Origin of the sequence: Actinopolymorpha pittospori (assembly GCF_014873875.1) — a bacterium.
GTDB lineage: Bacteria > Actinomycetota > Actinomycetes > Propionibacteriales > Actinopolymorphaceae > Actinopolymorpha > Actinopolymorpha pittospori.
This window is the reverse complement of the sequence record NZ_JADBEM010000001.1, coordinates 10,470,773-10,487,785: the sequence shown is the minus strand read 5'-3', so window position 1 is coordinate 10,487,785 and position 17,013 is coordinate 10,470,773. Positions and strand designations below refer to the sequence as shown.

Sequence of the window (17,013 nt, the reverse complement as noted above, 5' to 3'; positions counted from 1 at the left end):
GGGTGTCTTCTTTATGCGCGCTGTTTCGCCGTCGTCATCGGGATGGTGCTGCACAAGACCCGGTCCGGGGATTTCTCGAAGTTGATTTGGCAATTCCTCATAGCGTGGGCCCATCTGTAGCTTCTGGAGTCGGGAACGCTCAATGAGCATTGGTTCGGTACGCAGGAAACACTGGTATCTGGCCGCGATCGGGAGCGTTGCCGGCGTGAGCGGTCTGGCGGCGATGGGTCTGGTGGTCAGCGGTCCGCCAACGGCGGTCGACGCCGACCCGGCGCGGAGAGTGGCGTCGTCCATGAACGCGAGCGGGGGAGACGCCACCCCAGCCACCGCCAGGAACACTGACAGGGGCGGCGAGCACACGCGCAAGGACGAAGGGCACGACAGTGAGGCCGGGGGCAGGCGGGTGCCCTGCGACTCGGACCTGCTGATCGCGGCGCTGGTACGGGCGAACGGCGAAGGCGTCGGCAGGCTCGAACTCGAGCCGAAGTGCACCTACACCCTCACCGCGTTCGACGAGGACGAGACCGGGCAGCGCAGTGGTCTGCCGGCCATCCTCGGGCGGGTCAGCATCGAGGGGAATGGTGCGACCATCGTCCGCGCCGCGAACGCCGAGCCGTTCCGCATCTTCAACGTGGGTTCGGGTGGCGACCTGACCCTGCGGCACCTGACGGTCAAAGGTGGCTACGACTCTGAGGACGGCCAGGGTGGCGGCGGACTGCTGGTGCAGAGGGCCGGCCGAGCCACCATCGAGGCCAGCACGTTCACCCTGAACCGGTCGGCCGGCGCGGGCGGTGCGATCTCCAACCTCGGTGTGACCCGGATCGCCGGCGGCGAACCCTCCCACGCGCACGGTGAGGACCGCGCAGGCGACACGCTCACGGAGATCACGCACAACTTCTCAGAAGGCGAAGGCGGCGCGATCTCCAACGACGTCGGCCTCCTCACGATGGATCGGGTCCGCCTCAGCGACAACTCCAGCCTCGACGACGGTGGTGCCTTCCTGAACCTGGGTGTCGCAAGGGTGTCGAGGACGGCGTTCGAGCGCAACCACTCGGTCCAGACCGGTGGTGCGATCGTCGTGGACGCCCCTGACGCGATAACGGAACTGAGGGACAGTTCCCTGTCCGGGAACACCAGCAACGAGACTGGCGGCGCCATCTCCACCATCGGCGGTCATCTGTCCGTGCAGGAGACAGACGTCAGCCACAACACCGCGCTCTTCGATGGTGGTGGCATTGCGAACAGCACCGGCCTGGTGACCGTCGACAGGAGCAGGATCACTCAGAATGTCACGCTCACTGGCAGAGGTGGAGGGTTCTCCAACCTCGCGGGTCCTGCCGTGCTGCGGGACACCGAAGTGAAGCTCAACCGGGCGCCCGCCTCGACGGGAGTCGCCGGTGGAATCGAGAACGTCGACGCAGACCTCTCTCTCATCAACACCACGATCGTCGAGAACTCGTCCACGCGGGCCCCCGGGGGCGTGTTCAGTAACACCCAGATCACGGTCGACGACGACTCGACGATCGTCAGGAACCGTCCGACCAACTGCGCGGGAAGTCCGAACGACATCCCCAACTGCTTCGGCTGAGCATCGACTGCGACGGGGCGCTCGGCCCAAAGAAACGGGTGCCCCGCACAATCGCGGCTTGCGGGCAAAGGTAGGTGTTGCCAATCACCGATATGACGATCCTTTCAGATCCATTACTTGCGGCTAATAGCGTGGCCGTATCGGGAAGTTCTATTTCGGGGGACGGTTATGAACTTCGGTACAGAACGCAGGAAGCGCTGGTATCTGGTCGCCGCCGGACACCTGGCCGGTGCGAGTGGTCTCGCGGCCTTGGGCGTGATGACGTGCGTCACGCCGGCGGGCGCCGCGAACGGCCCAACAGATCCGACAGGACCGCTGGACCAGCAGGTCACACGCACGGTCGCCGATGATGGCTCCGAGAGAGCGGCCGGCGCTCGGTCCGACATGAGCGCGGCGTCGGGTAAGGCAGACGCGTTCCGGGCGCGACTCCGCCTCGACCACAGTGCGCCCGGGCTCGGCCAGGATCTCCTCGGCGAGGCCGGCGCGAGCATGCGGGCCGTGCCCAGCCAACCAAGCACCGGGCCCAGCGACGAGGCCAGCGCCGGAGCGACCGAAGCGGCGGCCCGGGTGAGGGGCATGATCAGCAGCTTCGAGGACCGCGTCCTGGCGGGAGGCTTTGAGCCCAACCGCAGCCGCCTCCTCGCGGCCGCGTGGGGCGACGATGCGGCCGCGGCGAACAGCGACAACGAAGCCTCGACCGACGCACGTGGGTTCGGTGCGGGTGACTCTTCCGCCCGACCGGACGGCGCCATGGACGAGGGTGCCACGGCAGCGGACGGCATGGCGGAGCACGGCAAGGCGGCGGCCGGGGCCGACATGGCGGCGGCTGAGGACGGCAAGGCGGAGGCGGCAGACGGCATGGCAGATGCCGCGGACGGTAAGGCGGAGCACGGCAAGGCGGACCACGGCAAGGCGGCAGCCGAGGACGACATGGCGGCGGCCGAGGACGACATGGCGGCGGCTGAGGACGGTAAGGCAGAAGCTGAGGCACCTGGAGACGAGCTACGCCGCTTCCTCGACCAAGCTGGCGACGATCTCGCCGACGGCCACGGCGGACAGGCGGAGAAGGCTCGGGAGTCCCTGCTCGGCCAACTCTCCGGCGCCATGGGCGAGCGGGCTGCAGACGACAGTGACGATGCCGCCAACGCCGCGATGGGCGAGGAGTCGATGACCGAGGACCAGCAGGGCGGCGGCTTCACCCGCTAGACGTCGCAACCGCCCAGCGCCTGGTCGAAACGGTGTGACGCACTGCGGCGGACACCACGAAGAAGCGCGAGTCCCAGTCCGGTCGCGCCCGGGTCGAGCACGGTGCTCGGCCCTCGGGCGCGGCCGGACTTCGTGTTCGGGGGAGCCGTCCGAACGCGGCAAATCCGGGTACCGGCGGGCCGAATGAGTCCCCAGCTTCCCGCTTTGAGGTCCAGGCTCACCTGTGGCCTCGTATTCGCTTACAGCCGCCACCGTCTTCGGTTTGAAGAATGTGACGGCCGAATTCCTGGGTGGTATTGCGAAAGGATCGATCTAGCATTTCCGTGGAGTTGATTACCGCGACCTAATACTGTGGCGTTGTCCGTAGGTTCCAAAATCGGGGGACGGTAATGGAATTCGGTTCGGAACACAAAAGGAAGCGGTGGTACGTCGCCGTCGTCGGCGGCATGGTCGGTGCCAGTGGGTTGGCGACGGCTGGTGTGGTGACGATCATCGCACCGTCTACTGGTCCGGCATCGGCCGCGGAGCAGACGGTGGCGCGTTCGGCGGCCGACGGCGGGTCCAAGGACGACGGCAAGAAGGACGACGGCAAGAAGGACGACGGCAAGAAGGACGACGGCAAGAAGGACGACGGCAAGAAGGACGACGGCAAGAAGGACGACGGCAAGAAGGACGACGACAAGCGCAAGGACGTCAAGAAGATCGGCTGCGACCCTGACGAGCTGATCGCGGCTCTCGTCCGCGCCAATGCCGATGGTGGTGCGAAGCTCGAGCTCGAGCCGAAGTGTACCTACACCCTGACTGCCTTCGACGAGGGCGACACCGGCTTCGAGAACGAGCTGAGTGGGCTCCCGCAGATCGTGGAGCGGGTCAAGATCGATGGCAACGGCGCGAAGATCGTCCGCGCGGCCAACGCCGAGCCGTTCCGCATCTTCAATGTCGGCGTCGGCGGCGACCTGACGCTTCGCGACCTCACGCTCAAGGGCGGCGACGCGCGCGAGACCGAGTTGGGTGGCGGTGCGCTGCTGGTCCAGGAGGGCGGCCGAGCCACCGTCGAGGACAGCAAGCTCACCCTGAACCGGTCCGACAGCTTCGGTGGTGCCATCACCAACCTCGGTATCACCAAGATCTCTGGTGAGGACAAGTCCGAGAAGGACGACGACCAGAAGGACGATCCGAAGAAGGACGACTACGGCAAGGACGGCAGCAAGAAGGACGATCACCGCGAGGACGGCTCGGAGATCACCAACAACAGTGCCGTGCTCGACGGTGGTGCGATCGCCAACGTCGGTGCGCTCTCGGTCGAGAAGACGCGCGTGAGCCGTAACGACGCCGAGAACGGTGGCGCGCTGGCCACCTTCGCTGGCGTCGCGAAGGTGACCAAGAGCGAGGTCGACCACAACCAGGCGCTCGAGGACGGCGGTGCCGTCTTCGCCGAGGGCGATGGCACGATCATGCAGGTCAAGGAAAGCTACGTGCACGACAACACCGCTGGGGAAGACGGCGGTGCGTTCTTCAGCGAGGGCTCGCAGTTCTTCGTGGAGCGCAGCAAGGTCGTGCACAACACCGCTGGGGACGATGGCGGAGCCGCCATCAACAACTTCGGCGAGTTCGTGGTCGAGAAGAGCAAGCTCAACGAGAACAAGGCCATCGGCGGCGTCGCCGGCGGCTTCGGAAACGCGGGAGAGGCCGTTCTGCGCAACAGCGAGGTCAACGAGAACACGGCGTTCGCCCCGTTCAGCGAGTTCAGCGGGTTCGGTGGCGGCATCGTGAACGTCGACGAGGGGACGCTCAGGCTGACGAAGACCGACGTCATCGAGAACGCCTCGACTGAGGCACCTGGCGGCGTGTTCAACGACGTCGAGGACGGGGTTCTGGTGGACGACAAGTCGACGATCATCAAGAACCGTCCGACCAACTGCGCGGGCAGCCCCGAGGACGTGCCGAACTGCTTCGGCTGACCCGCAGGCTGGCTCACGCATGTGACAGGAACAACTGAACACCGCGGGAACAAGTCCGGTCGCGCCCGGAGCCGAGCACATACTCGGCTCCGGTGCGCGGCCGGAGGCGTTTGGTCTTACGCCCTGTGTGGACCTCATTCTTGTTCGAAAAGGCCCCTTTGTCGTCGCTACTCGTCTCTCAATTAATAGCGAGGGCCGTGTCTATCCATATTCTTTTCAGGTATTGCAGAAGCCTCGATCTGGCTATTCCGTTGGAACGTCTTATCGGCGGCTAATACCGTGTGTGTTGTCGGCAGGTTCCAAAATCGGGGGACGGTAATGGAATTAGGTTCGGGACACAGAAGGAAGCGGTGGTACGTTGCCGTGATTGGCGGCATCGTCGGTGCTGGTGGTCTGGCGACGGCTGGTGTGGTGACGATCATCGCACCGTCTACTGGTCCGGCATCGGCCGCGGAGCAGACGGTGGCGCGTTCGGCGGCCGACGGTGGGTCGAAGGACGACGGCAAGGATCACGGCAAGAAGGACGACGACAAGCGCAAGGACGTCAAGAAGATCGGCTGTGACCCTGACGAGCTGATCGCGGCGCTGGTTCGTGCCAATGCCGATGGTGGTGCGAAGCTCGAGTTGGAGCCCAAGTGCACCTACACCCTGACCGCGTACGACGTGGGTGACACCGGCTACGAGAACGAGCTGAGTGGGCTTCCGCAGATCGTGGAGCGGGTCAAGATCGACGGTAACGGCGCGAAGATCGTCCGTGCGGCGAACGCGGTGCCGTTCCGCATCTTCAACGTCGGTGTCGGTGGCGACCTGACGCTTCGCGATCTGACGGTCAAGGGCGGTGACGCCCGTGAGACCGAGTTGGGTGGTGGCGCGCTGCTGGTCCAGGAGGGCGGCCGGGCCACCATCGAGGACAGCAAACTCACCCTCAACCGGTCCGACAGCTTCGGTGGTGCCATCACCAACCTCGGCATCGTCAAGATCTCTGGTGAGGACAAGTCCGAGAAGGACGACGGCAAGAAAGACGACGACAAGAAGGACGATCCGAAGAAGGACGACTATGGCAAGGACGGCAGCAAGAAGGACGACGACCACCGCGACGGCGGTTCGGAGATCATCAACAACAGCGCCGTCGAGGATGGCGGTGCGATCGCCAACGTGGGCGCGCTGACCATCGAGAAGACGCGCCTGAGCCGGAACGACGCCGAGAACGGTGGCGCGCTGGCCACCTTCGCCGGTGTCGTGAAGGTGACCAAGAGCGAGATCGACCACAACCAGGCCCTGGACGAAGGTGGCGCGATCTCCTCCGAGGGTGAAGGCGCGATCACGCAGGTCAAGGAAAGCTACGTGCACGACAACAACGCGGAGAACGGCGGTGCCTTCTTCAACGACGAGGGGCAGTTCTTCGTGGAGCGCAGCAAGGTTGTTCACAACACTGCCCGGACCTTCGGCGGTGGCGTGCTGAACATCGAGGGCCCGCTCACGGTCGAGAAGAGCAAGATCAACGAGAACAAGGCCCTGACGGGTATCGGTGGTGGCCTGCTGAACCTGGGCGACGCCGTGCTCCGCAACAGCGAAGTCAACAAGAACGTCGCCTTCGGTGAGGCTGGGACCGCTGGCGGCATCGCCAACATCGACGAGGGCACCGTCCGGTTGACGCGCTCCGAGGTCATCGCGAACGCCTCGACCCTGGCGCCTGGCGGCATCCTCAACGACGTCGAGGACGGGGTTCTGGTGGACGACAAGTCGACGATCATCAAGAACCGTCCGACCAACTGCGCGGGCAGCCCCGAGGACGTGCCGAACTGCTTCGGCTGACGCTCGGGACCACCAGGCAGAACCGGTAGACACAACTGAAAGAACCCACGACCATCCGGTCGCGGCCGGGACGAGCAGGAGACTCGATCCCGGCCGCGACCGGATGCATGTCAGGGACGCGCGGATCGATTTCGGCGCCACCTCCGGCCCCTGCCGCCGACATGTCTGTCGTCGCATCCCGACGGCCATTAACCGGCTCGTAGAACCGTCTCGTCCGACACATTCTCGCGGTGTTGCAAAACAATGGGTTGCGCCGTTCTCCAGAACCGATTACGGGCGCCTAATACTGTGGCGTTGTCCGTAGGTTCCAAAATCGGGGGACGGTAATGGAATTCGGTTCGGAACACAGAAAGAAGCGGTGGTACGTCGCCGTGGTTGGCGGCATCGTCGGTGCTGGTGGGCTGGCGGCGGCTGCGGGAGTGGTCACCATCGTCACGCCGTCGGCGGCTCCGGCCGCGGCGGCCGAGCAGACGGTGGCGCGTTCGGCGGCCGACGGCGGGTCCAAGGACGACGGTAAGAAGGACGACGACAAGCGCAAGGACGAGGACGTCAAGAAGGTCGGGTGCGACCCTGACGAGCTGATCGCGGCTCTCGTCCGCGCCAATGCCGATGGTGGTGTCAAGCTCGAACTCGAGCCGAAGTGCACCTACACCCTGACCGCGTTCGACGAGGAGGACGAGGAGGTCAGCGGCCTCCCGGAGATCGTGGAGCGGGTCAAGATCGACGGCAACGGTGCGAAGATCGTCCGCGCCGCCAACGCCGAGGCGTTCCGCATCTTCACCGTCGGTGTCGGAGGCGACCTGACCCTGCGTGATCTCACGCTCAAGGGTGGCGACGCGCGCGACAGCGACGTGGGTGGTGGTGCGCTGCTGGTCCGGCAAGGTGGCCGGGCCTCCGTCGAGGACAGCAAGCTCACGCTCAACCGGTCCGACAGCTTCGGTGGCGCGATCACCAACCTCGGCATCACCAAGATCAACGGTGGGGACAAGTCCGAGAAGGACGGCGGCAAGAAGGACGACCCCAAGAAGGACGACTACGGCAAGGACGGCTCGGACGAGTACGGCAAGGACGGCAGCAAGAAGGACGACTACAGCGAGGACAGCGGATCCGAGCTCACGAACAACTTCGCCGAGGTCGACGGCGGAGGGGTCTACAGCACCGGGTCGCTGAAGGTGGAGGGCGCTCGCATCAGTCGTAACGCCGCTGGCAACTTCGGTGGTGGACTCGAGAACGACGGTGGGGTCGCGACCGTGAGCAAGACGCGCATCGACCACAACCAGGCGGTGGACGACTCCGGCGGTATCGACAACGAAGAGGACTCGATCACGACGGTCAAGGACAGCTGGGTGAAGGACAACACCAGCGGCGATGACGGCGGCGGTATCGGGAACTTCGGTGGCACCTTCTACCTGCAGCGCACCGAGGTCGAGGGCAACACCGCGGCGGACATCGGCGGAGGTGCCGTCAACTTCGGCACGTTCGTGGCCGACAAGAGCGAGTTCAACAAGAACAAGGCGCTCGGCGACGGCGCGGGTGGCTTCGCCAACGCCGGCGATGCGGTACTGCGCAAGAGTGAGGTCAACAAGAACACGGCGTTCGCCGAGGATGCCGTCGCCGGCGGCATCGCCAACTTCGTCGACAACGGCGACGAGGGCAACCTCAGGTTGACCGACACCGACGTCATCGAGAACGCCTCCACCGAAGCGCCTGGCGGCATCTTCAACGAGGTCGAGGATGGCGTCACGGTGGACGACGACTCGAAGATCATCAAGAACCGTCCGACCAACTGTGCGGGCAGCCCCGAGGAAGTGCCGAACTGCTTCGGCTGATCCTCAGGGTCCGTCAGGTCGACGGACACAACTGAACAACGGAAGTCCCATTCCGGTCGCGCCCGGGGTCGAGCACAAAGCTCGGCTCCGGTGCGCGACCGGATCCGTGTTCTGGGCCCTTGCCCCAAGGAATGTCGGCTCCTTTCAGTTTGCGTCGGACAGCTTCTGAGAGTGCACACCGTGGCTGGCCCGGGACAGACTTGTTCGGACCTGTTGTCCGGTTTGGAAAATGCCGTTCGGATAGGAAATCAGGTATTGCAATAGCGCGAATCCGCCGATTCGTTGGAGTTGAATACTGGCGACTAATAGCGTAGCCATTGTCCGCACCTTCCAATTTCGGGGGACGGTTATGGAGTTTGGCTCACGCAGAAAAAGACGCTGGTACATGGCCGCCGTCGGCGGTCTGGTCGGCGCGAGTGGCCTGGCGGCGGTGGGTGTGATGACGATGGTCACGCCCGATGCGGGCACGTCTAATCCCGCTGATCGGCAGTCTTCCTCGGGGCGGACGGTGGCGCGTCCGCCGGTCGACGGCGGCTCCAAGGAGCAGGCCGACGGTCGGAGTGCTGGCAATGACGGCGACAACGGTGAGGAAGGCGGAAGCTCGGGCAAGGACGACTGGGCCAAGGATGGCAAGGACGGCAAGGACGGCAAGGACGGCGACAAGGGGAAGGACGGCGAGAAGGGGAAGGAGCACCGGGACATCAAGGTGCGCTGTGACCCCGACGAGCTGATCGCCGCGCTCGTCCACGCCAACGCCGAGGGCAGCGCCAAGCTGGAACTCGAGCCCAAGTGCACCTACACCCTCACCGCCTACGACGACATCGAGAACGACATGGGCGAGGTGACCGGCCTGCCGGAGATCCTCGGCCGGGTCAAGATCAACGGAAACGGTGCGACCATCGTGCGCGCGGCCAACGCGGCTCCGTTCCGCATCTTCACCGTCGGGGTCGGTGGTGACCTGACACTCAGCGACCTCAAGGTCAAGGGCGGCGACGCTCGCGGCGACCTCGGGGGCGGTGCGCTGCTGGTCCAGGAGGGCGGCCGCGCGACGGTGGAGGGAAGCACCTTCACCCTCAACCGGACCGACTCGGTCGGCGGTGCCGTCAGCAACCTCGGCATCACCAGGATCGTCGGTGAGAAGTCCGACGACCACAAGGACGACCCGAAGAAGGACGACCCCAAGAAGGACGACCCCGGCAAGGGCGACGAGAAGGAGTACGGCAACAAGAAGGAGTACGAGGACGACTCCTCATACGACGACAAGGACGGTTCTCGGGACGGCGCGAGCAAGCTCACCTTCAACAACGCGGAGGACGGTGGCGGTGCGGTCTTCAACGCCGGGTCCTTGACGGTGGAGAAGGCGAAGCTGACCCGCAACGACACCGAAGACGCGGGCGGGGCACTGCTGCACGTCGCCGGCGTCGCGAAGGTGACCAAGACGAAGATCGACGGTAACCAGGCACTCGGGGTCGGTGGCGGCGTCGCCTCCATCAACGCGGGCACGATCACCCAGATCGACAAGAGCTCGGTGACCAACAACAACGCCGGCGAGGACGGCGGCGGTGTCTGGAACGGCGCCGCGTCGCTCTACGTCCGCGACACCAAGATCAAGCACAACACCGCACGGGACGACGCCGGCGGGCTCCAGCAGATCGGTGGTGAGGCGGTTGTCGAGAAGAGCGAGATCAACGAGAACAAGGCCCTCACCGGCGACGGCGGAGGCGCGGCGAACGCGCTGGGCGATCTCGTCCTGCGTCGCAGCGAGGTCAATCGCAACACCGCCTTCGGCGTGGGTGCTGTCGGTGGCGGCATCTTCCACGTGAGCGGCGACCTGCGCCTGACCGACACGCGGGTCATCGAGAACGCGTCGACGGAGCCACCTGGTGGCATCGCGGCTCTGGACGACGTCTTCGTGGACGACGAGTCGGTGATCATCAAGAACCGTCCGACCAACTGCGCCGACGGGCCGATTTTCGAGGAGGTCCCGAACTGCTTCGGATGATTCCACGGGCCGGCCGGGACTCGCACCGCGGCCGGTGAACGACACAACTGAACAGCGCACACATCTCTCCGGTCGCGCCCGGGATCGAGCCTCAGCTCGGTTCCGGTGCGCGACCGGATTCTGTTTGTGCGAACTCGCCGGTGTGTCAGGCACATGTTCGGTCGGTCACCCAAAACCAGGGGAGCAATGACGGGCGGTGCGCCGATTGTTCCCTGTCAGCGGTCAGGAGAATTGTCGTCACCTTTTCTTCCCGGTAATGCAGAAGAGCCGATCCGACGATTTCCCGGGAGTTGATTACGGGGGCCTAATAACGTGTCGGTGTCCGCAGTTCCAAAATCGGGGGACGGTTATGGAGTTCGGTTCGGAACACAGGAAGAGACGCTGGTATCAGGCCGCGGTCGGAGGCCTGATCGGCGCAAGCGGCCTGGCGGCGGTAAGTGTGGTGGCTGCTGTCGGACCCACGGCCGGCCTGAGTGGGCTGGTCGACGTGCACGGACCGGCCGGCCAGTCGATCGCACGTCCGGCGGCCGACGGAGGCTCCGACGACGCAGGTGAGGACTGGAAGGACGGCAAGGACGGCAAAGAGGACGTCAGGGAGGTGCCCTGCGATTCCGACGACCTGATCGAGGCGATCGTCCGCGCCAACGCCAAGGGGGGACAGAAGCTCGAACTCGACCCCAAGTGCACCTACACCCTGACCGCGTACGACGACACCGACAGCCGCAGCGGCCTTCCAGAGATCAAAGAACGGGTCAGCATCAACGGAAACGGTGCGACCATCGTGCGTGCGGCCAACGCCGACCCGTTCCGCATCTTCACCGTCGGCGAAGGTGGCAACCTGACCCTGCGTGACCTGACCGTCAAGGGTGGCGACACGCGAAGCGACCATGGCGGCGGTGGTCTGCTCGTTCGGGAGGGCGGTCGGGCGAGCGTCGAGGACAGCACGTTCGCCCTCAACCGGTCCAGTTCCAACGGCGGTGCGATCGCCAATCGTGGCGTCACCAGGATCCTCGGTGACGAGAATCGCAAGGACGACCCGAAGGACGACGGCAAGAAGGACGACCACGGCGACGACTGGTCGGGCAAGGACGGCACCGACAGCACCGACAGCACCGACAGCACCGACAGCACCGAGGACAGCTACGGCAAGGATGGTGTCCGGGACGGCGCCACGAAGATCACCAACAATAGTGCCGAGGACAACGGCGGCGCGATCTACAACGTCGGGTCCCTCACCGTCGAGGACGCCCGACTGGACCGCAACAGCGCTGACCTGGGTGGCGCGCTCGCGAACTTCCGCGGCGTCGCCAAGGTGACCGACACCAAGGTGGACGACAACGACGCGCTCACGGCCGGCGGTGGCGTCTTCACCTCCGGTGCCGACACCATCACCGAGATCAAGGGCAGCGCCCTGACCGACAACACCGCCGGCAACGACGGCGGTGGGTTCTGGAACGGCGGATCGACCACCTTTGTGCGTGACAGCGTGGTCAAGCACAACACCGCGTCCGAGAGCGGCGGCGGTGCCTTCAACCTCGGTGGCGAGGTCGTGGTCGAGAAGAGCGAGATCAACGAGAACAAGGCCCTCACCCAAGACGGTGGTGTCTTCAACAGCGGCGAGTTCGTCCTGCGTGACAGCGAGGTCAAGCAGAACACCGCCTTCGGTGACGACGCGGTGGGCGGCGGAATCGTCAACATCGCCAACGGCCGCCTCACCCTGAGGGACACCCGGGTCGTCGAGAACGCCTCGACCGAGCCGCCTGGTGGCCTCGCGACCACCAACGACAACGTCTTCGTGGACGACGAGTCGACGATCATCAAGAACCGCCCGACCAACTGTGCTGACGGGCCGGAGTTCGAGGAGGTTCCTAACTGCTTCGGCTGATCCCCGCGACAGGTACCTCGGACAGCGACAACTGAACAACGCACATCCGGTCCGGTCGCGCCCGGGGTCGAGCAACGAAGCTCGGCTCCGGAGCGCGACCGGACGCGTCTGCGGGCAACGGTCAGGCGGCGGCCTGAACCGCGAGCGGTGGAACACGTAGGTGCCAGTCGGTCTGCCGTTGGTAGGCGTCGGCCACTCTGAGCACGGTCGCCTCGGTGAACGGCTTTCCGACGATCTGCATGGAGATGGGGAGGATCGAGGAGCTGAAGCCACAGGGCACGGCCGCAGCCGGGAGGCCGGTGAGATTCCACGGCCCGGTGAAGCTCGGCGCGGTCACCATCGCCTCGGCCGACATCTCCTCACTGCGGGGCGCCGGCTTCGCCCACGTGGGGGTGACCAGAACGTCGAACGACGAGAACACCTCCGCGACCGCCCGCCGGAAGAAGGAGCGGAACCGCTGCGCCTGGGCGTAGTCCCCGGCCGTGAACAGGGCACCACGGCCGAGACTGAGCCGAGTGAAGCGCCCATAGTGGGTCCAGCGATGGACGAGGTTGTCGCGGTGGTAGGCGTAGGACTCACCCGCCATGGTGATGCTGTTGGCTTCCTTGGCCTGTCGTGCGTACGGCACCACCGTCTCGGCGACCGATGCGCCAGCTCCCCGCAGGACCTCCACGGCGGCGAATACCGCGTCGCGTACCTCGTCGTCGAGCCCCTCGGCGTCGAAGAAGTACGGAATCGGCACACCGACCCTGACTCCCTCCAAGGTCCCGGTCAACGCGGCGGAGTACGGGGGAACCTCCACCCCCGCGGCATAGGAGTCGCCCGGGTCGTAGCCCGCCATCACCTCAAGCATGACCGCGCAGTCGTGGGCGCTTCGGGCCATTGGCCCGATCGAGTCGAGGGTGTAGCCGAGGGGCACGACGTCGTTCTTGGGGACCCGCCCGAAGGTCACCTTCAACCCGGTGTGTCCGTTCATCGCGGCCGGGAACCGGACCGACCCGCCGGTGTCGGTGCCGAGCCCTCCCAACGCCAGTCCGGCGGCGACGGCGATGCCGGTGCCGGAGCTGGAGCCGCCCGCCGTGTGGGCGGTGTTCCACGGATTGCGCGGAACGGGGAAGCCCTTCTCCGGATCGGGAAGGCCAAGAGCGAACTCGCTCGTCGTGCTCTTGCCGACGACCACCGCTCCGGCGTCGCGAAGCCGGGCCACGACCGGCGCGTCCACCCCCTTGCCCCATTCCGGGTCCAGCACCCGGCTGTTGGCGGTCGTCGGTGCGTCCTTGGTGGCGATGATGTCCTTGACGGCCAACGGGATTCCCTGCAGGGGTCCGGCGTCGACGCCGCCTGTGAACGCCTGGTCGGCCGCGGTCGCAGCCTCCAAAGCGCTCTCCTCCATGACGGTGACGTAGGCGCCGACCGCCTCGTTGAGAGCGCTGACCCGCTTGAGGATTCCGGTGGTGAGTTCGACCGAGTTCAACGTGCCCGAACGCAACGCTGCGGCGGCATCCCTGATGGTCAGGGGGAGTTCCTGTGGCATCGATACTCCGATCGTGGGTGAGGTCGGCCGGTCGCCGGGTGACGTCATGCGTGAGCGACGGTGGGATCGAACGACAGCGCGGGATCCTCCGACTCGAGTTCGGGCATGTACAGACCGTCGGCCTGTGCCCGAAGGAGCGGATAGACACCGACCAGGCGGTCGAACTCGTCGGGGGAAACGGTGAGGCGCGCCGTTGCCAGGAGCACCTTGACGGCTTCGGCGCTGCTGAGGGGGTCCATGTCATCCTCCGTGGTTGGGCTCGGGGCTTCCGTGGGCGTAGAGGTGGCACCCGACCATGTGCTCGTCGTCGGCCCTGGTTAGGACGGGCGTTTGCTGCGCGCACACGTCCATCGCGAAGGCGCAGCGGGTACGGAACCGGCACCCACTCGGCGGGTTCAGTGGGCTTGGCATCTCACCGCGCAGGCCCGCCTCGTCGCTGGATCGGCGACCTGGATCCAGGACTGGTATCGAGGCCAGGAGTGCCTGACTGTAGGGGTGCAGAGGTTGTCGGTAGAGATCCTCGGCGGGACACAGCTCCACGACCTGACCGAGATACATGACGGCGACCTGGTCGCTCATGTACTCCACGACGTTCAGGTCGTGGCTGATGAACACGTAGGTGAGGTTGTACTCCGCCTGAAGATCCTTCAGCAGGTTCAGGATCTGCGCCTGGATCGACTTGTCGAGTGCGGAGACGGCCTCGTCGAGCACGATCAGCCGTGGTTGCAGGGCGAGCGCCCGTGCGATGTTGACGCGCTGGCGCTGGCCACCGCTGAGTTGGTGTGGGTAGTAGCCGCCGTAGTTGGGGTGCAGCCCGACGTCCTCGAGGACCTTCGCGACCCGCTGCCGAACCTCCTGCTTTCCCACACCCTGGACACGGAGCGGAAACGCGATCGACTCTCCGACCGACGCCCGGGGGTTGAGGGCGGAGTAGGGGTCCTGGAAGACCATCTGCATCTGTTCGACGATCCTGCGGGGGCGCCGTCGTTTGGCGAGGGCCTGGCCGTCGAAGCTGATCTGACCGTTGTCGAGGGTGTGCAGGCCGAGCACGACCCTGGCGAGCGTGGACTTCCCGCAGCCGGACTCGCCGACGATCCCCAGCGTGGCTCCCTCGGGTACGACCAGGGTGACCTGGTCCACCGCGGAGACCCGCGCCCGGCGCAGGCCGACCTTGACACTGAACGACTTGACGATGCGGTCCAGCTCCACCAGCGGGTCGGGGGCGGTGCCCGGCGTCGGGGCGGTGTCGGTGGTTGGCATCGGTTGTTCCTCCTTCGGGCGGTACCGGTTGAGGGCGGGGCTCTGAGGTGAACGTCCTAGTCGAGCCTGGAGTCCATCGCCTCGCGTAACGCGTCGCTCGCGGTGTTGAAGGCAACCGAGGTGACGAAGATGAACAGTCCGGGGAGGGCGACCACCGCGGGAGCGGCATAGATCGCACCCCGCAGGCTGTTCAACATGGCGCCCCACTCAGGGGCGGGCGGTTGTGAACCCAGCCCGAGGAAGCTGAGACTCGCGGCGACGATCATGGCGACGCCCACCAAGCCGGAGGCGTAGACGATGATGTTGTTGAGGACGTTCGGCAGTAGTTGGGTCCGCACCAGCGTGAAACGTCGTGCGCCGGTCAGCCGCGCCGCCTCCATGTACTCCTGGGTGGCCACCTCGCGGGTGGCCGACTCCGCGACCCGGGCGACGGGCGGAACGAACACGATCGTGACCGCGACGATGGAGTTCAGCAGGCCCGGTCCAAGTGACGCGCCGACCGCGATGGCCAGCAGGATCGCGGGGAACGCGTACAGCATGTCCATGATCCGCATCAGGACCGCGCCGGTCGCGCCGCCCACGAACCCGGCCCAGGTGCCGATCAGGGTTCCGATCATGGTCGCCGCCACCGGCGGGACGAACCCAGCGGCGAGGGAAAGCCGGCCGCCGTAGAGGAGACGTGCCAGCATGTCGCGGCCCTGCTCGTCGGTGCCGAGGAGGTGGCCGGGACTGAACGGGCCCTGCAGGCGTTCCACCGGTCGCCCGATGAGTGGGTCGTACGACGTCAACAGGGGCGCGAGGACGGCCGAGCCGATGAGCAGGAGCAGCACGACCAGGGCGACCACCCCGGCTCGGTTCCGTAGGAACCGTCGGACCGTCTCCGACCAGAAGGACCGCACCTGGACACCGACCTCCTGGCGGTGCCACTCCTCCCGCAGCGACTGGACGGTGCGAGGGGCCGCGTCGTTCACAGCCATGGTTCCTCCCTCAGGCGACGGCCCGCCGCAGGCGGGGGTCAATGGTGGCTTGCAGCAGGTCGACGATCAGGTTCACCAACACGAAGGTGAGCGCGATGACGAGCGTGGCGCCCTGGACCACGAGCAGGTCGCGTGCGCTGATGGCGCTGAAGACCAACATGCCCATCCCCGGCCACCGAAAGATCGTCTCGACGAGGACCGAGCCTCCGAGCAGGTAACCGATCTGCAGCCCGGAAGTCGTGAGCACCGGCGAGATGGCGTTCTTCAGGACGTGCCGGAGGATCTCGACGGTGCCCAGCCCCTTGGCCCGCAGGGTCTGGACGAAGTCCGCCGCGTAGGTCTGCACGATGCTCGCCCGGGTCACCCGCGCCGTGATCGCCATCGTCGCGAGGGACCCCGCGACCATCGGCATCAGCAGATGCCGGAGGAACACCAGCGGCCCCTGGTCGAGGACCGCGCCCCCGGAGGGGAGGACACCGAGCTTCGCCGAGAAGAGGATGAGCATCAGGATCGCCACGAAGAACGAGGGAATGCTCAGCCCGGTCAGGCTCGCCGCGGAGATCACCCGGTCTGTCAGCCGGCCCCGCCGAACGCCTGCGGCGAAGCCCAGGACGACGCCGCCCACCAGGCCGAGCACCGCCGAACATCCGGCGAGGATGGCGGTGTTGATCCATGCCTGGGCGAGCAGGTCGGTCACATCGCGCCGCCGGTACGGCGAGTAGCCGAGGTCGCCGGTGGCGGCGTCGACGAGCCAATGCGCGTAACGCACCGAGAGCGGGTCGTTCAGTCCCAGCTCGTCCCGGATCTTCGCGATCTCCTGCGCGGACGTGGCCTCACCGATGAACGCGGCGGCCGGGTCACCGGGAAGGACCGTCATCAGGAGGAACACGATGACGGTGACCCCGAGCAGGATGGGGACCGCCATGGCCGCCCGTCGAAGTCCAATACGCAGCATG

Annotated in this window: 12 protein-coding genes; 7 read left to right on the top strand and 5 right to left on the bottom strand. The window is 66.0% G+C overall.

What is annotated here, in order from left to right; genetic code table 11:
• Positions 1 to 142: 142 nt before the first annotated feature.
• From HEB94_RS48530 to HEB94_RS48500, 7 genes are all read left to right on the top strand, one after another.
• Positions 143 to 1,588 carry a hypothetical protein gene (locus tag HEB94_RS48530; protein WP_192756097.1) on the top strand — a complete coding sequence of 482 codons (1,446 nt, stop codon included), beginning with the start codon at positions 143 to 145 and terminating at the stop codon, positions 1,586 to 1,588.
• 168 nt (positions 1,589 to 1,756) lie between these two features.
• Positions 1,757 to 2,794: a hypothetical protein gene (locus tag HEB94_RS48525; protein ID WP_192756096.1), complete on the top strand. Its 1,038-nt coding sequence runs from the start codon at positions 1,757 to 1,759 to the stop codon at positions 2,792 to 2,794.
• A gap of 389 nt (positions 2,795 to 3,183) precedes the next feature.
• Positions 3,184 to 4,755 carry a hypothetical protein gene (locus tag HEB94_RS48520; protein ID WP_192756095.1) on the top strand — a complete coding sequence of 524 codons (1,572 nt, stop codon included), beginning with the start codon at positions 3,184 to 3,186 and terminating at the stop codon, positions 4,753 to 4,755.
• A gap of 279 nt (positions 4,756 to 5,034) precedes the next feature.
• Entirely contained in the window at positions 5,035 to 6,570 is a 1,536-nt protein-coding gene (locus HEB94_RS48515; RefSeq protein ID WP_192756094.1) for a hypothetical protein, read from the top strand.
• Between the two features lie 326 nt (positions 6,571 to 6,896).
• The gene (locus tag HEB94_RS48510) at positions 6,897 to 8,399 is read left to right on the top strand and encodes a hypothetical protein (RefSeq protein ID WP_192756093.1); all 1,503 of its coding nucleotides are present in this window, start codon (positions 6,897 to 6,899) and stop codon (positions 8,397 to 8,399) included.
• 385 nt (positions 8,400 to 8,784) lie between these two features.
• A complete protein-coding gene (locus HEB94_RS48505; protein WP_192756092.1) occupies positions 8,785 to 10,401 on the top strand; it encodes a hypothetical protein in 1,617 nt (538 codons plus the stop codon).
• Positions 10,402 to 10,657: 256 nt separating this feature from the next.
• Positions 10,658 to 12,286 (top strand): hypothetical protein, encoded by a 1,629-nt coding sequence (locus HEB94_RS48500; RefSeq protein ID WP_192756091.1) that lies wholly within the window; start codon positions 10,658 to 10,660, stop codon positions 12,284 to 12,286.
• A gap of 121 nt (positions 12,287 to 12,407) precedes the next feature.
• Here the strand turns inward: HEB94_RS48500 and HEB94_RS48495 are convergent, their stop codons facing one another.
• The 5 genes from HEB94_RS48495 to HEB94_RS48475 are packed head-to-tail and all read right to left on the bottom strand — an operon-like array spanning position 12,408 to position 17,012.
• Positions 12,408 to 13,820, bottom strand: a complete 1,413-nt coding sequence (locus HEB94_RS48495; protein ID WP_192756090.1) for an amidase — start codon at positions 13,818 to 13,820, stop codon at positions 12,408 to 12,410.
• A 44-nt stretch (positions 13,821 to 13,864) separates the two neighbouring features.
• Entirely contained in the window at positions 13,865 to 14,059 is a 195-nt protein-coding gene (locus tag HEB94_RS48490; RefSeq protein ID WP_192756089.1) for a hypothetical protein, read from the bottom strand.
• A gap of 1 nt (position 14,060) precedes the next feature.
• Positions 14,061 to 15,080 carry an ABC transporter ATP-binding protein gene (locus HEB94_RS48485; protein WP_192756088.1) on the bottom strand — a complete coding sequence of 340 codons (1,020 nt, stop codon included), beginning with the start codon at positions 15,078 to 15,080 and terminating at the stop codon, positions 14,061 to 14,063.
• A 56-nt stretch (positions 15,081 to 15,136) separates the two neighbouring features.
• On the bottom strand, positions 15,137 to 16,057 hold the full coding sequence (locus HEB94_RS48480; RefSeq protein WP_192756087.1) for an ABC transporter permease: 921 nt from the start codon (positions 16,055 to 16,057) through the stop codon (positions 15,137 to 15,139).
• Between the two features lie 10 nt (positions 16,058 to 16,067).
• A complete protein-coding gene (locus tag HEB94_RS48475; protein ID WP_192756086.1) occupies positions 16,068 to 17,012 on the bottom strand; it encodes an ABC transporter permease in 945 nt (314 codons plus the stop codon).
• Between the last annotated feature and the right edge of the window lies 1 nt (position 17,013).

Bases quoted from the DNA above. Each gene is read 5' to 3' on its own strand.
- HEB94_RS48495 (WP_192756090.1), bottom strand. From the start codon at position 13,820: ATGCCACAGGAACTCCCCCTGACCATCAGGGATGCCGCCGCAGCGTTG.
- HEB94_RS48505 (WP_192756092.1), top strand. From the start codon at position 8,785: ATGGCCGCCGTCGGCGGTCTGGTCGGCGCGAGTGGCCTGGCGGCGGTG.
- HEB94_RS48480 (WP_192756087.1), bottom strand. From the start codon at position 16,057: ATGGCTGTGAACGACGCGGCCCCTCGCACCGTCCAGTCGCTGCGGGAG.
- HEB94_RS48475 (WP_192756086.1), bottom strand. From the start codon at position 17,012: ATGCTGCGTATTGGACTTCGACGGGCGGCCATGGCGGTCCCCATCCTG.
- HEB94_RS48520 (WP_192756095.1), top strand. From the start codon at position 3,184: ATGGAATTCGGTTCGGAACACAAAAGGAAGCGGTGGTACGTCGCCGTC.
- HEB94_RS48530 (WP_192756097.1), top strand. From the start codon at position 143: ATGAGCATTGGTTCGGTACGCAGGAAACACTGGTATCTGGCCGCGATC.
- HEB94_RS48500 (WP_192756091.1), top strand. From the start codon at position 10,658: ATGCAGAAGAGCCGATCCGACGATTTCCCGGGAGTTGATTACGGGGGC.
- HEB94_RS48490 (WP_192756089.1), bottom strand. From the start codon at position 14,059: ATGGACCCCCTCAGCAGCGCCGAAGCCGTCAAGGTGCTCCTGGCAACG.
- HEB94_RS48525 (WP_192756096.1), top strand. From the start codon at position 1,757: ATGAACTTCGGTACAGAACGCAGGAAGCGCTGGTATCTGGTCGCCGCC.
- HEB94_RS48485 (WP_192756088.1), bottom strand. From the start codon at position 15,080: ATGCCAACCACCGACACCGCCCCGACGCCGGGCACCGCCCCCGACCCG.
- HEB94_RS48510 (WP_192756093.1), top strand. From the start codon at position 6,897: ATGGAATTCGGTTCGGAACACAGAAAGAAGCGGTGGTACGTCGCCGTG.